Consider the following 16268-nt stretch of genomic DNA (forward strand, 5'->3'; position numbering starts at 1 on the left):
GATGGGAACCACGGAAAACACCACTCCTCACCGATTCGGGTGAGAACGGCGGCTTGGGGTGGGACGTTCAGCGGGATGGCCGGCCGCCGCCGACGACGGAGGTAAGGCAGACATGGCACCGAAGGCAACCGACGACACCATGACCGGCGGGGCGGCGATCGGCGGGACGTTCGACGGCGGGGAGGCCGGCGACCTGCGCGCCGGGCGGCGCAAGGCATTTCGGTACGTCGTCCCGGTCACCGTGATCGGTGTCGCGGCGGCGACGATCGGGCTGGTCCCCGCGCTCGCCGACTCCGGCGACCCCGACCTGCCGAAGATCACCGCGCAGCAACTCCTCGACAAGATCGCCGCTTCGGACGTACAGCAGTTGTCCGGAACGGTGAAGATCACCACCGACCTCGGCCTGCCCGACCTCGGCGGGCTGGAGAGCGGGCTCCTCTCCGGGGCCGCGCAGCAGGGTGGTGACGGTTCGTCCGCCGACCCGTCCGCCAAGCTCACCGAACTCGCCTCCGGCACGCACACCCTGCGCGTCGCCGCCGACGGCCCCGACAAGCAGAAGCTCTCGCTGCTGGAGAACGCGGCCGAGTACAGCGTCATCCACAACGGCACGAATGTGTGGGGGTACGACAGCGCCTCCAACGAGGTCTATCACTCCACCGTCGACGAGAGTTCCCACAAGGGCGAGACGAAAACCCCCGTTCCCGCCACGCCGAAGGACCTCACCGAGGACGCCCTGAAGGCGGTCGACGACACGACCTCGGTGACCGTCGACGGCACCGTCCACGTCGCCGGGCGCGACGCCTACAAGCTGCTGGTCAAGCCGAAGCAGTCCGGTTCCACGGTCGGTGCGATCAGTGTGGCCGTGGACGCGAAGACGGGCCTGCCGCTGAAGTTCACGCTGACCCCCGCGAGCGGCGGCGCCGCCGTCGTGGACGTCGGCTTCACCGAGGTCAGCTTCGCCAAGCCCGCCGCCGCCACCTTCGACTTCACCGCCCCCAAGGGCGCGAAGGTCACCGAGGGCGGCAAGGCCGAGAAGGCCGACGAGGCCGACAAGGCCGGCAAGGGCGAAAAGTGGGGCGAGGAAGGGGCGACGGGGACGGCACCGGGACACTCCGACGCGTCCGGCTCCGGCGACGACTTCGCGCAGGGCTTCGGCGGTGCCGACGGTCTGAACGTCCTCGGCGAGGGCTGGACCTCCATCGCCACCTTCGACACCGGCAGCAAGGGCGCGCCCTCGGGCTCCGCGTCCGGCGGCGAACTCGGCGGCTTCCTCGGCTCCCTCGGCGACAAGGTGAGCGGTAAGTTCGGCTCCGGCACGGTCTTCTCCACCCGCCTGATCAACGCCCTGATGACGGACGACGGCAAGGTCTACGTCGGCGCGGTCACCAAGGACGCCCTGGTGAAGGCGGCGAACGCGGCGAAGTAAGACGGGTAAGGCGTGCAAGGCGCGTAAGGCGAAGCAGGCGGCACGGGTACGGGAGACCGGGGAGCGGATGGGGCGGGGATGGGGGAGCCGGTGAGGGAGTCCACGGACGACGGAACCGTCGACGACGGAACTGTGGACGACGGAACCGTCATCCGCACCCGCGCCCTCACCAAACGCTTCCGCGGCGGACAACTCGCCGTCGACGGCCTCGACCTGACCGTCCCGGCGGGCAGCGTCTTCGGCTTCCTCGGTCCCAACGGCTCCGGCAAGACCACCACCATCCGCATGCTGATGGGGCTCATCGAACCCACGGCGGGCTCGGCCCACGTCCTGGGGCAACCCATGCCGCAGGCCGCGCGCACCGTACTGCCGCACGTCGGGGCCCTCATCGAGGGCCCCGCCCTCTACGGCTTCCTCTCCGGCCGCGACAACCTTCTCCGTTACGACGCCGCCGACCCGACCGCCGACCCGCGCACCCGGCGTGCGCGGGTCGCGGCGACGCTGGAGCGGGTGGGGCTGACGGCCGCCGCCGGCAAGAAGGCGAAGGCGTACTCGCTCGGCATGAAACAGCGCCTGGGCCTCGCAGCCGCCCTTCTCCAGCCGCGCCGGCTGCTCGTCCTCGACGAGCCGACCAACGGTCTGGACCCGCAGGGCATGCGCGAAATCCGTTCGCTGATCCGGGAGTTGGCAGCGGAGGGCACGACCGTCTTCCTCTCCTCGCACCTCCTCGACGAGATCGAGCACGTGTGCACGCACGCGGCGGTGATGGCGCAGGGCCGGCTGATCGTCCAGGGTGCGGTGGCGGACCTCGCGGCGGGCACCCGCGGCCGGCTGGTCGTGACGACCCCGGACCCGGCGGACGCGGCCCGGGTACTGAAGGAGCAGGGCGCGGGCGACGTCGTCGTAGCCGAGGACCGCGTCAGCGCGGAGGCGCCGCCTCCGGAGCGGGATCTCGCCGACCTGAACGCCGCGTTGGTGACAGCGGGCGTCCGCGTGCGCGGCTTCACCGTCGAACGGGCCTCCCTGGAGGACGCGTTCGTGGCACTCACGGGGGAGGGATTCGATGTCGCAGGCTGAAGTCGCCCGCCCTGAGAGCCCGTTGTGGACGTTCGGGCTGCTGCGCAGCGAACTGCTGACCACCTTCCGGCGCTGGCGCACCCTCGCGCTGCTGGCCGTGCTGGCGGCCGTGCCGGTGCTGGTCGGGATCGCAGTGAAGATCGAGACGAGCGGCGGTTCGTCCGCCGGGCCGGGCGGCGGAGGCGGCGGGGGAGGGGGAGGTGGCGGCGGTCCGGCATTCATCGCGATGATCACCAACAACGGCCTGTTCCTGGTGTTCACCGCACTGGCCGCGACACTCCCCTTCTTCCTTCCCATGGCGATCGGCGTCATCGCGGGCGACACGATCGCCGGCGAGGCGAACGCGGGCACCCTCCGCTACCTCCTCGTCGCCCCGGCCGGCCGCACCCGCCTCCTCCTCACGAAGTACGCCACCGTGATGGCGTTCTGCCTGGTGGCGACACTCGTCGTCGCGGTCTCGGCGCTGGCGGTCGGGGCCCTGCTCTTCCCCCTAGGTGATCTCACCACCATCTCCGGTACGACGATCTCGTTCGCCGACGGCCTGCTGCGGGCCCTGCTGATCGCCCTGGTCGTCGCCGCGTCGCTGATGGGCGTGGCGGCGCTGGGCCTGTTCGTCTCCACGCTCACGAGCAGCGGCATCGCGGCGATGGCGACGACCGTGGGCCTGCTGATCACGGTCCAGATCCTCGACCAGATCCCCCAACTGCACGCCCTTCAGCCGTACTTCTTCTCGCACTACTGGCTGTCCTTCGCCGACCTCATGCGCGAGCCGGTCTACTGGGACGACCTCCAGAAGAACCTCGGCCTCCAGGCCCTGTACGCGCTGGTCTTCGGCTCGGCGGCCTGGGCACGCTTCACGACGAAGGACGTCACGGCCTAGCCGGCCGTCGTGTCGTTCGTGTCGCTCGCGGCCGTCTCGTACGTCTCGTAGGTGAACCGGGCGAGGGGTGCCTCCTGCGCGAAGAACGTCTTCGCGCGCGCGAGCGCCTCGGTGTCCCTCAGGACGTCGCCGGGCTTGCTGCCGTTGCCGAGCAGCACCCCGCCGAAGCGCATCCCCAGGTACGCGGCCGAGTTGTGGAGCGTGCCGACGAGCGGGTCGGCGACCACGGTCTCGTCGTGCGCGAGCGCGGTGACGCCCCAGAGGGCGCGCCCGGCGAGCGTCGCCTTGAAGTCGATCTCGGGAGTGCGCAGCCAGCCCGACCAGTGGTCCAGGTAGCGCTTGGTCTGGGCGGAGACCGAGTACCAGTACAGCGGGGACACGATCACGATGTCCGTCGCGGCGAGCGTGGCGTCGAGCAGCAGCGCCGGGCTGCCCTCGGTGGGGCGGACATGGTCGCTGTCGTGCCGCAGGTCCTCGAAGTCGGGCAGCGGATGCCGGGCGAGACTGACCCACGTCTGCTCGACATCGGAGGGCAACTGGTCGGCGGCCGCACGGGCCAGCAACTCGCTGTTGCCGTCCGCCCGGCTACTGCCCAACACGAACAGGAAACTACGGCGCGTCGTCGTCATGGCTCGATCCCCCAAATAGTCGGCGTACAGGGATAGCATGCCTCTGCATTATATGAGCGTGCAAGTAATTATCGGTGGGGTGTCGGGGGTACCGGGGGTGCCGGGAGTGGTGCCCGGGGGGTCCGGGCGACTGCCAGCAGCGAGATTTCCGCGCCGTGTGCCGCGACCACCTGCAGTCCCACCGGGCAGCCGTCCGCGCCGATCCCCGCCGGGAGGCTGATCGCCGGGTGCCCGCTGAGGTTGAACGCCCAGGTGAGCGCCGTCGAGTACCGGTCGCCCGGGCCTTCGTGACCGTGCGCGGCGTTCGGGGTCGTGGGGGTCAACAGCAGGTCGGCGCGGGAGAAGAGGTCGGCGAGCAGTCGGTTGTTCGTCTCCCGGAGCCGTTCGGCGGCGCGGAGGTCCGAGCCCGGGCCCGGGGTGCGCAGCGCGAGCCAGGCCGGGGCGGGGTCCTCCAGACGCAGGGGCGCGTCGGAAGCGGGCAGCCGTACGACACCGGCCTCGGCGAGGCGTCCGGCGGCGGCACGGGCGAGGGCGAGGGGCTCGGGATCGGGGTCGGCGAAGCCGAGGCCGGGGGAGAAGAGGGCGAGGGACGGGACGGAGACCGCCGTCCCTGCGCATGCCTCGGCTCCCGCCACGCGCGCGTGCGCCGTCGTCCCTACGTACGCCTCGGCTCCCGCCACGCGCGCGTGCCTCTGCGGGGCCATGACCCGCCAGTACGCCTCGGCGTCCACCGCGTACCGCACGAGCGCGCCGGGTGCCGCCAGCCCCGTACGGACCCCCTGCCGTGGTCGTCCGTTCGTCGTCTTCAGGCCGATGACGCCGCACCACGCGGCCGGGATCCGTACCGAGCCCGCGCCGTCGCTGCCGGTCGCCAGGGGGACCAGGCAGGCGGCCACCGCCGCCGCGGAGCCGGCCGAGGAGCCGCCCGGTGTGCGGTCGGCGCGCCAGGGGTTGACGGTGCGGCCGTGGGCGCCGAGGCCCCAGGTCTGCCAGGGGGTGCCGGGTCCGGGGACGGCGGTCGACCCCACGGGCACGCATCCGGCGGCGATCAGCGGGGCCGCCGTACGCAGCCCGTGCCGCCCCTTCACGCCGATCGGCACCCCGGCCAGCGGCAACCGCTCGCCCGCAGCGACCCGCACGTCGATCTCGCGCGCCGACGACCGCGCCCGGTCCTCCCACACCTCGGCGAAGGCGCACAGGGAAGGGTCGACCCGGGCGATCCGTGAGAGCGCCTCGCCGACGACGTCCACGGCCCGCAGCCGACCCGCCCGGACGGCCGCCGCGATCTCCACGGCCGGGGGCCACTCCAGAAGCGTCATCCGGGCCCCCACCCCTGACCCCGCGACCCGGCCTATCCCCTACTGGTGAGCCGGGACAGTGCCGCCGTCTCTCGGGGCGGGCTGCCTCCCAGGTCGCCGAGGCGCCAGTCCGTCACCCAGGGGACGCGGTACACGTCGATGAGCGACTCGATCGTCCGCACCCGTTGGGCGAGTGGCCGGGGCAGTCGTCCCGGTGCGTCCGCGACCAGTACCACCGCGTCCAGGTCGAGCCCGCGCGGAGCCTCCCCGCACCGGAAGACGTCCACCGTACGCAGGACGGACTCCAGCCCGGCCGCATGCGTACGGGCGACCAGCAGGACGGACGGGGGAGCGTCGGCGCCGGGCCACTCGCGCCCGCAGTCGTGGCCGCCGTAGACCGCGGCGAGCGTGGAACTGCCGGCCCCGCCGTGCGTGGCGACCCAGGAGAAACGCCGGGGTGCGGCGGTGGAGGCGTACGGCATCGGCACCGGATCCGGTGCGGGTACCGGCCCCCGGATCCAGATCTCCGGCCCCCGTTGCCCGTCCGTCGTCCACATGGCCCGCGCCCCTCCCAGTCGTCCCGGTCGTCGCCGTCCCCTCCGGGACGTCCCTGATCCTGGTCCTGGGCGGCCCCGGGAGCGGGGCGTGGGTTCCTGGAACGAGGCTGTGACGTCGTGGTGACGCGCGGACCGGGAGCGCTCGGAGAGACTCAACAGTACGTGGACACGTAGGTGGTCACGTGCGCGTACGTGGACGACCGGATCGTGACGACGCATCCGAGTGAGGAACCGATGTCTCGACTCAGCCGCGAGAAGAAGCGGGAACAGAAGCACGACGGCCGGCCGGCCGCCGTGGTGGCGCCGCTCGACGTCCATGTCCGCGGAGGCGGAGGCGGGACGACGGCGTCGATAGGCGGCGTGCCGGTCGCGGCGGCCGACGGCGAGGAGATCCAGCGCGCCGTCCTGAGCCACCTCCACCGCATCGCCCTCGCCACCGGACACCCGGTGCTCGCCTCGGTCCACGACGAACGCATCGGCTACGTCGTCCCCCTGCGCGTCGACCCGGACGGCTCCAGCCACTTCACGGCGGAGCCCCTGCGAACGACGGCGACGGCGACAGCGGCAGCGGTAGCGGTGGCGACACCGGCGGCGCCCGCGCGCAACGACAAAGCCACGTACACGCTCCGGGCCGTACCGGAACTCCCGGAACTCCCGGACGACACCCCGACCCCCGGCACGGTCATCGCCCCTACGGGAGTCTTCGGCCCACCCCCGACGATGGACGACCAGCCGAACCCGGCGGACACAACCCCGACTCCACCCCTGGCCCCACCCCCTGCCCCCACCCCGCTACCCCTACCGCCCTCCACCGCAACCCCTACATCCCCCCTGGCCCTCGCCCACCTCCTCCCCAACGACCTCGTCTCCGACTCGGCGTCCGACCTCGACCTCGGCCTCGAACTCGACCTCAAGCCCACCCCCGCCCGCGGCTTCGACGCCGTCGCGGAGGCGGTGCTCGGGGTCGGGCCCGGGGACGATTCCCGTGGCCTCCAGGGCGAGGACGGCGGTACCGCGCTCCTCGGGGAACCGGTGGCGCGGATCAACGAGGCCGTGCGGGCGGGCCGGATCGACGCGGCGGCCGGTCTCGCGGAACGGACCGTACTGGAGGCGTCCGGGACGCTCGGGCCGGAGCACCCCGAAGTGCTCCGGCTGCGCGAACTCGCCTCGTACATCGCCTACTTGGCAGGCGACCCGGTGCGTAGCTTCCACGCCTCGCTCGACCTGGCCCGCATCCGCCGCCGGACCCTGGACGCGGAGGCCGCGTACGGCGACGTCCAGAGCGCGGCGACGGCCTGGCGCGCCGTACGCGACCCCTTGCAGGGGCTGAACCTGGGGAACGAACTCCTCGGCCTGTGGACGGAGCTCACCACCGAGGAGGGCCCGGCCGCCGACGACATCGAGGAACTGGAGTCGGCCCGCGCACGCATGCTCCGCCTGGCCGAACGCGCCCGTACAGCGGGCGCGTAGCCACTAAGGGCCTCGACCAGGCGGAGTCGGTCAGGCGAGTCGATCAGGCGAGTCGATCAGGCGAGTCGGTCAGGCGAGTCGATCAGGCGAGTCGATCAGGCGGACAGTGTCCAGATCGCGTACGCGAGGGCGTTCGCGTTGCGGTCCAGGGCCGTGTCGTTGATGTTGGCCGTGGTGTCGCAGGAGGAGTGGTAGCAGGGGTCGAAGGCCTTCCCGGCCGTACCGCCCCACTTGGCCGCCTGCGCCGCCGTCTTGATGTAGTCGGCGCCGCTGAACAGGCCGCCCACCGGCACGCCCGCGTTCTTGAAGGGGGCGTGGTCGGAGCGGCCGTCGCCCTCGGTCTCGATCTCCGTCGCGATGCCGAGGCCGGTGTAGTAGTCCTTGAAGGTCTTCTCGATGGTCGCCGCGTCGTCGTAGACGAAGTAGCCGGGGTTCGGCGAGCCGATCATGTCGAAGTTGAGGTAGCCGCTGATGCGGGCGCGGTTCGCCGACGACAGGTTGTTGACGTAGTACTTGGACCCGACCAGGCCCAGTTCCTCCGCGCCCCACCAGGCGAACCGCAGGTGCTTGGCGGGCTGGTAGCCGGACCGGGCCACGGCCAGGGCCGTCTCCAGTACGGCCGCCGAACCGGAACCGTTGTCGTTGATACCGGCCCCGGAGGTCACGGAGTCCAGATGGGAACCGGCCATCACCACCTGGCCGGTGTCGCCGCCGGGCCAGTCGGCGATCAGGTTGTAGCCGGTGCGGCCGGACGACGTGAACTGCTGGATCGTGGTGGTGAAACCGACGGCGTCCAGTTGGGCCTTCACGTAGTCGATCGAGGCCTTGTAACCGGTGCGGCCGTGGGCGCGGTTGCCGCCGTTGGCGGTGGCTATGGACTGCAACTGCGTCAGATGCGCCTTGACGCCGGCCACGGGGATCGTGGGGGCGGCGGTGGGGGCGGCGCCTGCTATCGACCCGGAGGTCAGGAGCATGACAATAGAGGTGGCGCCGACGGCCGCCATACGCCCGGAAACGGGGAGCTTCATGTGGGGGGCTCCGAATTTCTGGGGAATCGCCAGATCACAGGGATTCCATGGTGAATAGGGTCTCAGGATGGTGAACGGGAACCCAACACCAAGTCAAGAGCGCTATCAGGACACGGGATTCACCGCTCCACCTACCCCACCCCTAGTAGACGCCCTAGCGGACGCCCTAGTGGACGCAGAACTCGTTCCCCTCCGGGTCCGCCATCACCACCCACGCCCCGGAAGGCTCCTTCACCTCCCGCAGCACACTCGCCCCCAGCGCCGTCAGCCGCCCGACCTCCCCCTCCCTCAGGCCCGCACCGGGATGCAGGTCGAGGTGGAGCCGGTTCTTGACCGTCTTCGGCTCCGTCACCCGCTGGAACAGCAGCCGCCGCCCGAGCCCGGTCCCGCTGTCGGGGTCGTACGGGTCGTCAGGGTGGCGTACGGCGACCATGTCCCGGAAGGCGAGGCGGCCGTGGAACTCCACCGTCGCCGCTCCCGGCAGCGCGCCGAGTTCCAGCAGCCGTTCGATGAGGGCGCTGTTGTCCTCGACCGCGTAGTGCAGCGCGGCACCCCAGAAATCGGCCTGCGTGTGCGGGTCGGCGGAGTCGACGACGACCTTCCAGTGCACGGGCGCGGCGGTGGGCGCTGCCTCAGGTGCTGACGGTGTCTTGGTCATGCAGCCACTTGTAGCAGGCCTGCGCCGGGTCGGCCTCTCGCGCGCCGACCGCGGCCTACGGCTTGGCGAGGGGGGAGTTCCCCGCCTCCGGGACGGTGGTGCCGGCCGTCCTGGTGCCACTGAGGTCACTGACCTCACTGACCTTGCTGACCTTGGTGATGTCAGCGAGGTCGGGGAGGTCGGGCAGGGCGGTGGCGAGGGCGCGGTGGGCCCGGCGGGACGTGCGCAGCGCGTCGCCCGTGAGCAGTACCAGCGCCAGCCACACCAGCGCGAACCCGGCCCAGCGCTCGGGCGGCATGGCCTCGCCGAAGTAGAAGACGCCCAGCAGGAACTGGAAGACCGGCGCCGTGTACTGCAACAGGCCCAACGTCGACAGCGGCACGCGGATCGCCGCCGCGCCGAAGCAGACCAGGGGGAGCGCGGTGACGATGCCGGTGGAGGCGAGCAGGGCCGCGTGTCCCGCGCCCTCGGTCGTGAAGGTGGCGTCGCCGTGCGCGGACAGCCACAGCAGATAGCCCAGCGCGGGCAGGAACTGGACGGCGGTCTCGGCGGTCAGCGACTCGACCCCGCCCAGGTTCACCTTCTTCTTCACCAGCCCGTAGATGGCGAAGGAGAAGGCGAGGACGAGGGAGATCCACGGCGGACGGCCGTACCCGATGGTCAGCACCAGCACCGCCGCGACGCCGACGCCGACCGCCGCCCACTGCACGGGCCGCAGTCGCTCCTTGAGTATCAGCACGCCCATCGCGATGGTGACCAGCGGGTTGATGAAGTATCCGAGGGACGCCTCGACCACATGGCCGCTGTTCACGGCCCAGATGTAGAGGCCCCAGTTCACGGTGATGAAGGCCGCGGCGATCACGACGAGCGCGAGCCGGCGCGGCTGTCGCAGCAGCTCACCGGCCCACGCCCAACGCCGTACGACGAGCAGCGCGGCGGCGACGAAGGCGAGGGACCACACCATGCGGTGGGCGAGGATCTCGGTCGCCCCGGCCGGCTTGAGCAGGGGCCAGAAGAGGGGTACCAGCCCCCACATCCCGTACGCCGCGAAGCCGTTCAGCAGGCCTGTCCGGCCCTCACCCTTCGACGTCCCGGCCACGGCGTCCCTCTTTCTCACGTCGAACGTGTCTCTCACGTCGAACGTGTCTCTCGCGTCGAACGTGTCTCGCACGTCGAACATGTCTCTTACGTCAGACACGCGTGCACGAAGGTAACGCCGAGCGCCCCCGTCTGTCATGCCCGTATCGCAATACGGTCATGACAGACGGGGGCGCCGACCTCAGAGGGAGTCGCAGCCTCGGCCTCAGCCCTTGAGCGCCGCCGTGATCGCCTCGGCGAGGGGAGTGGTGGGGCGGCCGGCGAGACGGGACAGTTCGCCGCCGGGGACGACCAACTGGCCCTGCTCGATCGCCGCGTCCACGCCGGCGAAGATCGCGGCGAGCGGTTCGGGCAGCCCCGCGCCGGTCAGGATGCCGATGAGCACCTCGCCGGGCACGGAGTTGTAGGCGATCTCCTTGCCGGTCTGCTTGCTCAGCTCGGCCGCGTACTCGGCGAAGCTCCACGCCTCGTCGCCGCCCAGCTCGTACGTCTTGTTCTCGTGGCCCTCGCCGGTCAGCACGGTGACGGCGGCGGCCGCGTAGTCGGCGCGGGAGGCGGAGGACACCCGGCCCGCACCGGCGGCGGCGACGACGGCGTTGTGCTCCAGCACCGGCGCGAGCTGCTCGGTGTAGTTCTCGTGGTACCAGCCGTTGCGCAGCAGCACGTACGGCAGGCCGGAGGCGAGCAGCGCCTGCTCGGTGGCGCGGTGGTCGTCGGCCAGCGCCGCGGTCAGGCTGCCCGGCGCGCTGGTGTACGCGAGGAGCGCGACCCCGGCGGCCAGCGCCGCGTCGATGACGGCCTGGTGCTGGGCCGGGCGGCCCTTGTCGAACTCGTTGCCCGAGATCAGCAGCACCTTGTCGCCGGCGGCGAAGACGCTGCCGAAGGTCTCGGGGGCGTTGTAGTCGGCGACGGCGAGCTTCACGCCGCGGGCGGCGAAGTCGGCGGCCTTGGCCTCGTCGCGGACGACGGCCGTGATCTGCCCGGCCGGAACCTTCTCCAGCAGCTGTTCGACGACGTGGCGGCCGAGGTGTCCGGTGGCTCCGGTGACGACGATGCTCATGGTCCAGGCACTCCTAAGGGGCGTTTGCGGGTCTGCACTAACCATAAGGCGTGCGCTAACTCAAAGAAAGTGCCCACTTCAAAGTTAGGTACTTACCTCAAGGTAAGTATCGTGGGGCGTGGGGCGTGGGGCGTGGGGCGTGGGGCGTGGGGCGCGGGGCGCGGGGCGCGGGGCGCGGGGTCGCCTGCGCCCGACGGCATGCGGCAGCACACAGCGAGGCCCGGAACGGAAACTCCAGTCCCGGGCCTCACCACCGTCACCCCAGTCACCCGAAGTGACCTCCAGTCACCCCATGGTGCAATCCCTCAGCCGACGACCGTCCAGGTGTCCCCGCCCGCCAGCAGCGCGGCCAGATCGCCCTTGCCCTGCTGCTCGATCGCCTTGTCCAACTGGTCCGCCAACTGCGTGTCGTAGACCGGCCGTTCGACGGACCGCAGCACGCCGATCGGCGTGTGGTGCAGGGTGTCCGGGTCGGCCAGCCGGGACAGGGCGAAGGCGGTGGTCGGGGACGCGGCGTGCGCGTCGTGGACCAGGACGTTCGCCTCGTTCTCCGCGGTCACCGTCACGACCTTCGGCTCGCCGGTCGCCGCGTCACGCACGACCCCCCGCGCACGGTCCGCCCCGAACCTGATCGGCTGCCCGTGCTCCAGCCTGATCACCGCCTCCTCGGCCGACTGCCGGTCCTTCAGCGCCTCGAACGCGCCGTCGTTGAAGATGTTGCAGTTCTGGTAGATCTCGACCAGTGCCGTACCCGGGTGGGCGGCGGCCTGGCGCAGCACCTCCGTCAGATGCTTGCGGTCGGAGTCGATGGTCCGCGCCACGAACGACGCCTCGGCCCCCAGCGCCAGCGACACCGGGTTGAAGGGGGAGTCCAGCGACCCCATCGGCGTCGACTTGGTGATCTTGCCGACCTCGGAGGTGGGCGAGTACTGGCCTTTGGTGAGCCCGTAGATCCGGTTGTTGAACAGCAGGATCTTCAGGTTCACGTTCCGCCGCAGGGCGTGGATCAGATGGTTGCCGCCGATGGACAGCGCGTCGCCGTCCCCGGTCACCACCCACACGCTCAGGTCGCGGCGGCTGGCGGCGAGCCCGGTCGCGATCGCCGGGGCCCGCCCGTGAATCGAATGCATCCCGTAGGTGTTCATGTAGTAGGGGAAGCGCGACGAGCAGCCGATGCCCGACACGAAGACGATGTTCTCCTTGGCAAGCCCCAGCTCCGGCATGAAGCCCTGGACGGCCGCCAGGATCGCGTAGTCCCCGCAGCCGGGGCACCAGCGCACTTCCTGATCGGACTTGAAGTCCTTCATGGACTGCCTGGCCTCGGCCTTGGGTACGAGCGAGAGCGCCTCGATCGTGCCCGAACCCTCCCCGGCACCCTGCCCGGTACGCTCCCCGGTCAGTCGCGTGCTCTCAGCCATCGATGGCCTCCTTCAGCGCCGTGGCGAGCTGCTCCGCCTTGAACGGCATCCCGTTGACCTGGTTGTACGACTGCGCGTCGACCAGGTACTTCGCCCGTACGAGGGTGGCGAGCTGGCCGAGGTTCATCTCGGGGACGACGACCTTGTCGTACCGCTTCAGCACCGCGCCGAGGTTGCGCGGGAAGGGGTTCAGGTGCCGCAGATGCGCCTGCGCCACGGCCTCCCCCGCCGTCCGCAGCCGCCGTACCGCCGCGGTGATGGGCCCGTAGGTGGAACCCCAGCCCAGTACCAGGGTTCTCGCCCCGTGCGGGTCGTCGACGACGAGGTCCGGGACGTCGATGCCGTCGATCTTGGCCTGCCGGGTGCGGACCATGAAGTCGTGGTTGGCGGGGGCGTAGGAGATGTTCCCGGTGCCGTCCTCCTTCTCGATCCCGCCGATCCGGTGCTCGAGCCCCGGGGTGCCCGGGATCGCCCACGGCCGGGCGAGGGTCTGCGGGTCGCGCTTGTACGGCCAGAAGACGTCGGTGCCGTCGTCCAGCGTGTGGTTCGGGCCCTGCGCGAACTGCACCCGCAGATCCGGCAGTTCGTCCAGCTCAGGGATCCGCCAGGGCTCGGAGCCGTTGGCCAGGTAGCCGTCGGAGAGGAGAAGGACGGGGGTGCGGTAGGTGAGCGCGATCCGCGCCGCTTCCAGAGCCGCGTCGAAGCAGTCGGCGGGCGTGCAGGGCGCGACGATCGGCACCGGGGCCTCGCCGTTGCGCCCGAACATCGCCTGCAACAGGTCGGCCTGCTCGGTCTTGGTCGGCAGCCCGGTCGACGGCCCGCCCCGCTGGATGTCCACGACCAGCAGCGGCAGCTCCATCGAGACGGCGAGCCCGATGGTCTCGGACTTCAGCGCCACACCCGGCCCGGAGGTCGTCGTCACGCCGAGGGACCCGCCGAAGGCCGCCCCCAGCGCCGCGCCGATCCCCGCGATCTCGTCCTCCGCCTGGAAGGTGCGCACGCCGAAGTTCTTGTGCCGGCTGAGCTCGTGCAGGATGTCGGAGGCCGGCGTGATCGGGTACGACCCCAGGAACAACGGCAGATCGGCCTGGCGCGAGGCGCTGATCAGCCCGTACGCCAGCGCCAGGTTCCCGGAGATGTTCCGGTAGGAGCCGACGGGGAACGCCTTCGCCGCCGGCGCGACCTCGTAACTGACGGCGAAGTCCTCGGTCGTCTCACCGAAGTTCCACCCGGCGCGGAAGGCGGCGATGTTGGCGGCCGCGATCTCGGGCTTCTTCGCGAACTTCGACGTCAGGAACTTCTCGGTGCCCTCGGTCGGCCGGTGGTACATCCATGACAAGAGGCCGAGCGCGAACATGTTCTTGCTGCGCTCGGCCTCTTTGCGGGTGAGGTCGAATTCCTTGAGTGCCTCGACGGTCAGGGTGGTCAGCGGGACCGGGTGGAGCTGGTAACCGTCGAGGGAACCGTCCTCCAGCGGCGAGGCCGCGTACCCCACCTTCTGCATCGCCCGTTTGGTGAACTCGTCCGTGTTGACGATGATCTCCGCACCGCGCGGCACATCCGCGATGTTCGCTTTCAGCGCCGCCGGATTCATGGCGACCAGCACATTGGGCGCATCACCCGGCGTCAGGATGTCGTGGTCGGCGAAGTGCAACTGGAACGAGGAGACGCCGGGGAGGGTGCCGGCGGGCGCACGGATCTCGGCGGGAAAGTTCGGCAGGGTGGAAAGGTCGTTCCCGAACGAGGCGGTCTCCGACGTGAAACGGTCACCGGTGAGCTGCATACCGTCACCCGAGTCACCCGCGAACCTGATGATCACCCGGTCGAGACGGCGTACGTCCTTCGCCCCACCCGGTTTGCGCTGCTCTCCCAAGACGGTTCCGCTGGTCTCGCCGGCTCCGTCGGCCTGTTCCGCTGGGCTGCTGACCTGACTGGTCACTGAACTGGACCTCCCTCGAGGTGGCTGTCCCGGAGAGGCCTTCCCGAAGGCCCTCCACGGATCAACCCTACGTCTGTAAGGGTCGCCTTCCCTCGGCCATTCGTATGACTGTCAACGTCCCGCTGACGGCCAACGGCCCGGCACCCCCGCTCGCCATGATTTCCCGCCCCCCGCCACAGCCACTGAAAGACGCACCGACAAACACACGGCCAAATAACACAGCCAAATCACTCCGCCAGGAACCCGAAGGCCGCGACGGCTGACAGCTCATGAATTCAGATAGGTGAGGACGGCGAGCACCCGCCGGTGATCCCCGTCGCTGGGGGACAGGCCGAGCTTCAGGAAGATGTTGCTGACGTGCTTCTCCACGGCCCCGTCACTGACGACGAGCTGCCGGGCGATCGCCGAGTTCGTCCGCCCCTCGGCCATCAGCCCGAGAACCTCCCGCTCCCGAGGCGTCAGCCCCGCGAGCACGTCCTGCTTCCGGCTGCGCCCGAGGAGCTGCGCGACGACCTCGGGGTCCAGAGCGGTGCCCCCCTGAGCGACCCGCACCACCGCGTCCACGAACTCCCGCACGTCGGCCACACGGTCCTTGAGCAGATACCCGACCCCGCGACTGGAACCGGCCAACAGTTCGGTGGCGTACCGCTCCTCCACGTACTGCGACAACACCAGCACCCCGAGCCCGGGATGAGCCTTGCGCAGTTGTACGGCGGCCCGCACCCCTTCGTCCGTGTGCGTGGGCGGCATCCGCACATCCGCGACGACGACGTCGGGCAGCGCGCCCTCGTCGTACAGCTCGGTAATGGTCTTGACCAGCGCCTCGGCGTCCCCGACCCCGGCGACCACGTCATGCCCCCGGTCGGTCAGCAACCGGGTCAGCCCCTCCCGCAACAGCACCGAATCCTCGGCGATGACCACCCGCACCCTGACCTCCACGCTCCTCGGCCCCCCAGCCGTCCACCCACCGCCCGAACCACCCCAGCATTCCAGCTCCGCCCTCACCTGCACCCAAAAACACCCAGCCCAGCAACAAGCACGCCGAAATTCCGACGAGACACACCACTAATACGCCAACGCCCCGAACAATTTCAGCCTTTCGGTCGGCAGGGGGTTCGGGGCGGGGGCGGGGCGGATAGAAGGGTGTGCTGGACGGGACGGCATCATCCAGCCGGTCAGATTCCGTCCGGTCCGGTGTCGGCTCGCACATTCATCCGGAGCCCCCACCCACCCGCTGGGGGTGCTGATACCAGGCCGGTCGGTGCATTTCAGCCGGTCCGGCGTTCGGGGCCGAGGCGGACCCCATCCCAAACCCCCACCCACCCGTAGGGGCCACCTTCCCGACGCCGCCCCGCACATTCAGCCCGCATGCGCATGAGCACGAGACGGTTCCCGTCCCAATCCCCCACCCACCCGCTGGGGGCGCCGCTCTAAGCGCCGGTCGGGTGTCTGCCTTTCAGCCCGTCCGGCGTTTGAGGACGAGGCCCCTTAAGGGCCGAAGCGGGGGTCTGGGGGCGGCAGCCCCCAGGGCAAGGATGGGAATGGGTAGGGGCGGCGGGGGCGAAAAACCCCACCCTCAAACCCCCTCCACCCGCCAGGGCAACTCCGCAGTCACCCGAGTAGGCCCCCCCACCGGCGAATCCACCACCAGAACCCCATCCACCGCATCCAACCGCCCCGCAAGCCCAGCCAACCCCGACCCTGACCCTGAACCCATCCCCGACCCCGCC

The 16268-nt window shown here is 70.6% G+C and carries 14 protein-coding genes and 1 pseudogene; 4 read left to right on the forward strand and 11 right to left on the reverse strand.

Translation table 11 applies throughout. The features are described 5' to 3' along the window. Positions 1 to 112: 112 nt before the first annotated feature. From BMZ82_RS32060 to BMZ82_RS32070, 3 genes are all read left to right on the forward strand, one after another. A complete protein-coding gene (locus BMZ82_RS32060) occupies positions 113 to 1426 on the forward strand; it encodes a LolA family protein (protein ID WP_177244765.1) in 1314 nt (437 codons plus the stop codon). A 78-nt stretch (positions 1427 to 1504) separates the two neighbouring features. After that, complete coding sequence (locus BMZ82_RS32065; RefSeq protein ID WP_371271338.1) at positions 1505 to 2503, forward strand: ABC transporter ATP-binding protein; 999 nt, start codon at positions 1505 to 1507, stop codon at positions 2501 to 2503. Next, the gene (locus BMZ82_RS32070; protein WP_093780908.1) at positions 2490 to 3383 is read left to right on the forward strand and encodes an ABC transporter permease; all 894 of its coding nucleotides are present in this window, start codon (positions 2490 to 2492) and stop codon (positions 3381 to 3383) included. The genes BMZ82_RS32065 and BMZ82_RS32070 overlap by 14 nt, the downstream gene beginning before the upstream one ends. Here BMZ82_RS32070 and BMZ82_RS32075 read toward each other — a convergent pair. The 3 genes from BMZ82_RS32075 to BMZ82_RS32085 all read right to left on the reverse strand — a co-directional run bounded on the left by BMZ82_RS32075 (position 3380) and on the right by BMZ82_RS32085 (position 5867). Next, positions 3380 to 4012, reverse strand: coding sequence for a flavodoxin family protein (locus BMZ82_RS32075; protein WP_093780909.1), 633 nt, complete (start codon positions 4010 to 4012; stop codon positions 3380 to 3382). The genes BMZ82_RS32070 and BMZ82_RS32075 overlap by 4 nt on opposite strands. Positions 4013 to 4080: 68 nt before the next feature. Next, complete coding sequence (locus BMZ82_RS32080) at positions 4081 to 5331, reverse strand: amidase family protein (protein WP_093780910.1); 1251 nt, start codon at positions 5329 to 5331, stop codon at positions 4081 to 4083. Between the two features lie 32 nt (positions 5332 to 5363). After that, a complete protein-coding gene (locus BMZ82_RS32085; RefSeq protein ID WP_093780911.1) occupies positions 5364 to 5867 on the reverse strand; it encodes a hypothetical protein in 504 nt (167 codons plus the stop codon). Between the two features lie 234 nt (positions 5868 to 6101). Between BMZ82_RS32085 and BMZ82_RS32090 the strand changes: the two genes are divergently transcribed. Then, complete coding sequence (locus tag BMZ82_RS32090; protein WP_093780926.1) at positions 6102 to 7337, forward strand: hypothetical protein; 1236 nt, start codon at positions 6102 to 6104, stop codon at positions 7335 to 7337. A gap of 95 nt (positions 7338 to 7432) precedes the next feature. Here the strand turns inward: BMZ82_RS32090 and BMZ82_RS32095 are convergent, their stop codons facing one another. The 8 genes and pseudogenes from BMZ82_RS32095 to BMZ82_RS42195 all read right to left on the reverse strand — a co-directional run. Next, the gene (locus BMZ82_RS32095) at positions 7433 to 8365 is read right to left on the reverse strand and encodes a M28 family metallopeptidase (protein WP_093780912.1); all 933 of its coding nucleotides are present in this window, start codon (positions 8363 to 8365) and stop codon (positions 7433 to 7435) included. A 166-nt stretch (positions 8366 to 8531) separates the two neighbouring features. Beyond that, positions 8532 to 9023, reverse strand: a complete 492-nt coding sequence (locus tag BMZ82_RS32100) for a VOC family protein (protein ID WP_093780913.1) — start codon at positions 9021 to 9023, stop codon at positions 8532 to 8534. 55 nt (positions 9024 to 9078) lie between these two features. Next, complete coding sequence (rarD, locus tag BMZ82_RS32105) at positions 9079 to 10122, reverse strand: EamA family transporter RarD (RefSeq protein WP_256252228.1); 1044 nt, start codon at positions 10120 to 10122, stop codon at positions 9079 to 9081. A 204-nt stretch (positions 10123 to 10326) separates the two neighbouring features. Continuing rightward, the gene (locus tag BMZ82_RS32110; protein WP_093780914.1) at positions 10327 to 11181 is read right to left on the reverse strand and encodes an NAD(P)H-binding protein; all 855 of its coding nucleotides are present in this window, start codon (positions 11179 to 11181) and stop codon (positions 10327 to 10329) included. A gap of 305 nt (positions 11182 to 11486) precedes the next feature. Next, on the reverse strand, positions 11487 to 12599 hold the full coding sequence (locus BMZ82_RS32115; protein WP_093780915.1) for a 2-oxoacid:ferredoxin oxidoreductase subunit beta: 1113 nt from the start codon (positions 12597 to 12599) through the stop codon (positions 11487 to 11489). After that, positions 12592 to 14538: a 2-oxoacid:acceptor oxidoreductase subunit alpha gene (locus BMZ82_RS32120; protein WP_093780916.1), complete on the reverse strand. Its 1947-nt coding sequence runs from the start codon at positions 14536 to 14538 to the stop codon at positions 12592 to 12594. The genes BMZ82_RS32115 and BMZ82_RS32120 overlap by 8 nt, the downstream gene beginning before the upstream one ends. Before the next feature lie 267 nt (positions 14539 to 14805). Beyond that, a complete protein-coding gene (locus BMZ82_RS32125; RefSeq protein ID WP_305729223.1) occupies positions 14806 to 15465 on the reverse strand; it encodes a response regulator transcription factor in 660 nt (219 codons plus the stop codon). Between the two features lie 649 nt (positions 15466 to 16114). Further along, positions 16115 to 16268: pseudogene (locus BMZ82_RS42195) on the reverse strand (sensor histidine kinase); the annotation flags it as partial.

The organism is Streptomyces sp. yr375 (assembly GCF_900110755.1).
Taxonomy (GTDB): Bacteria; Actinomycetota; Actinomycetes; order Streptomycetales; family Streptomycetaceae; genus Streptomyces.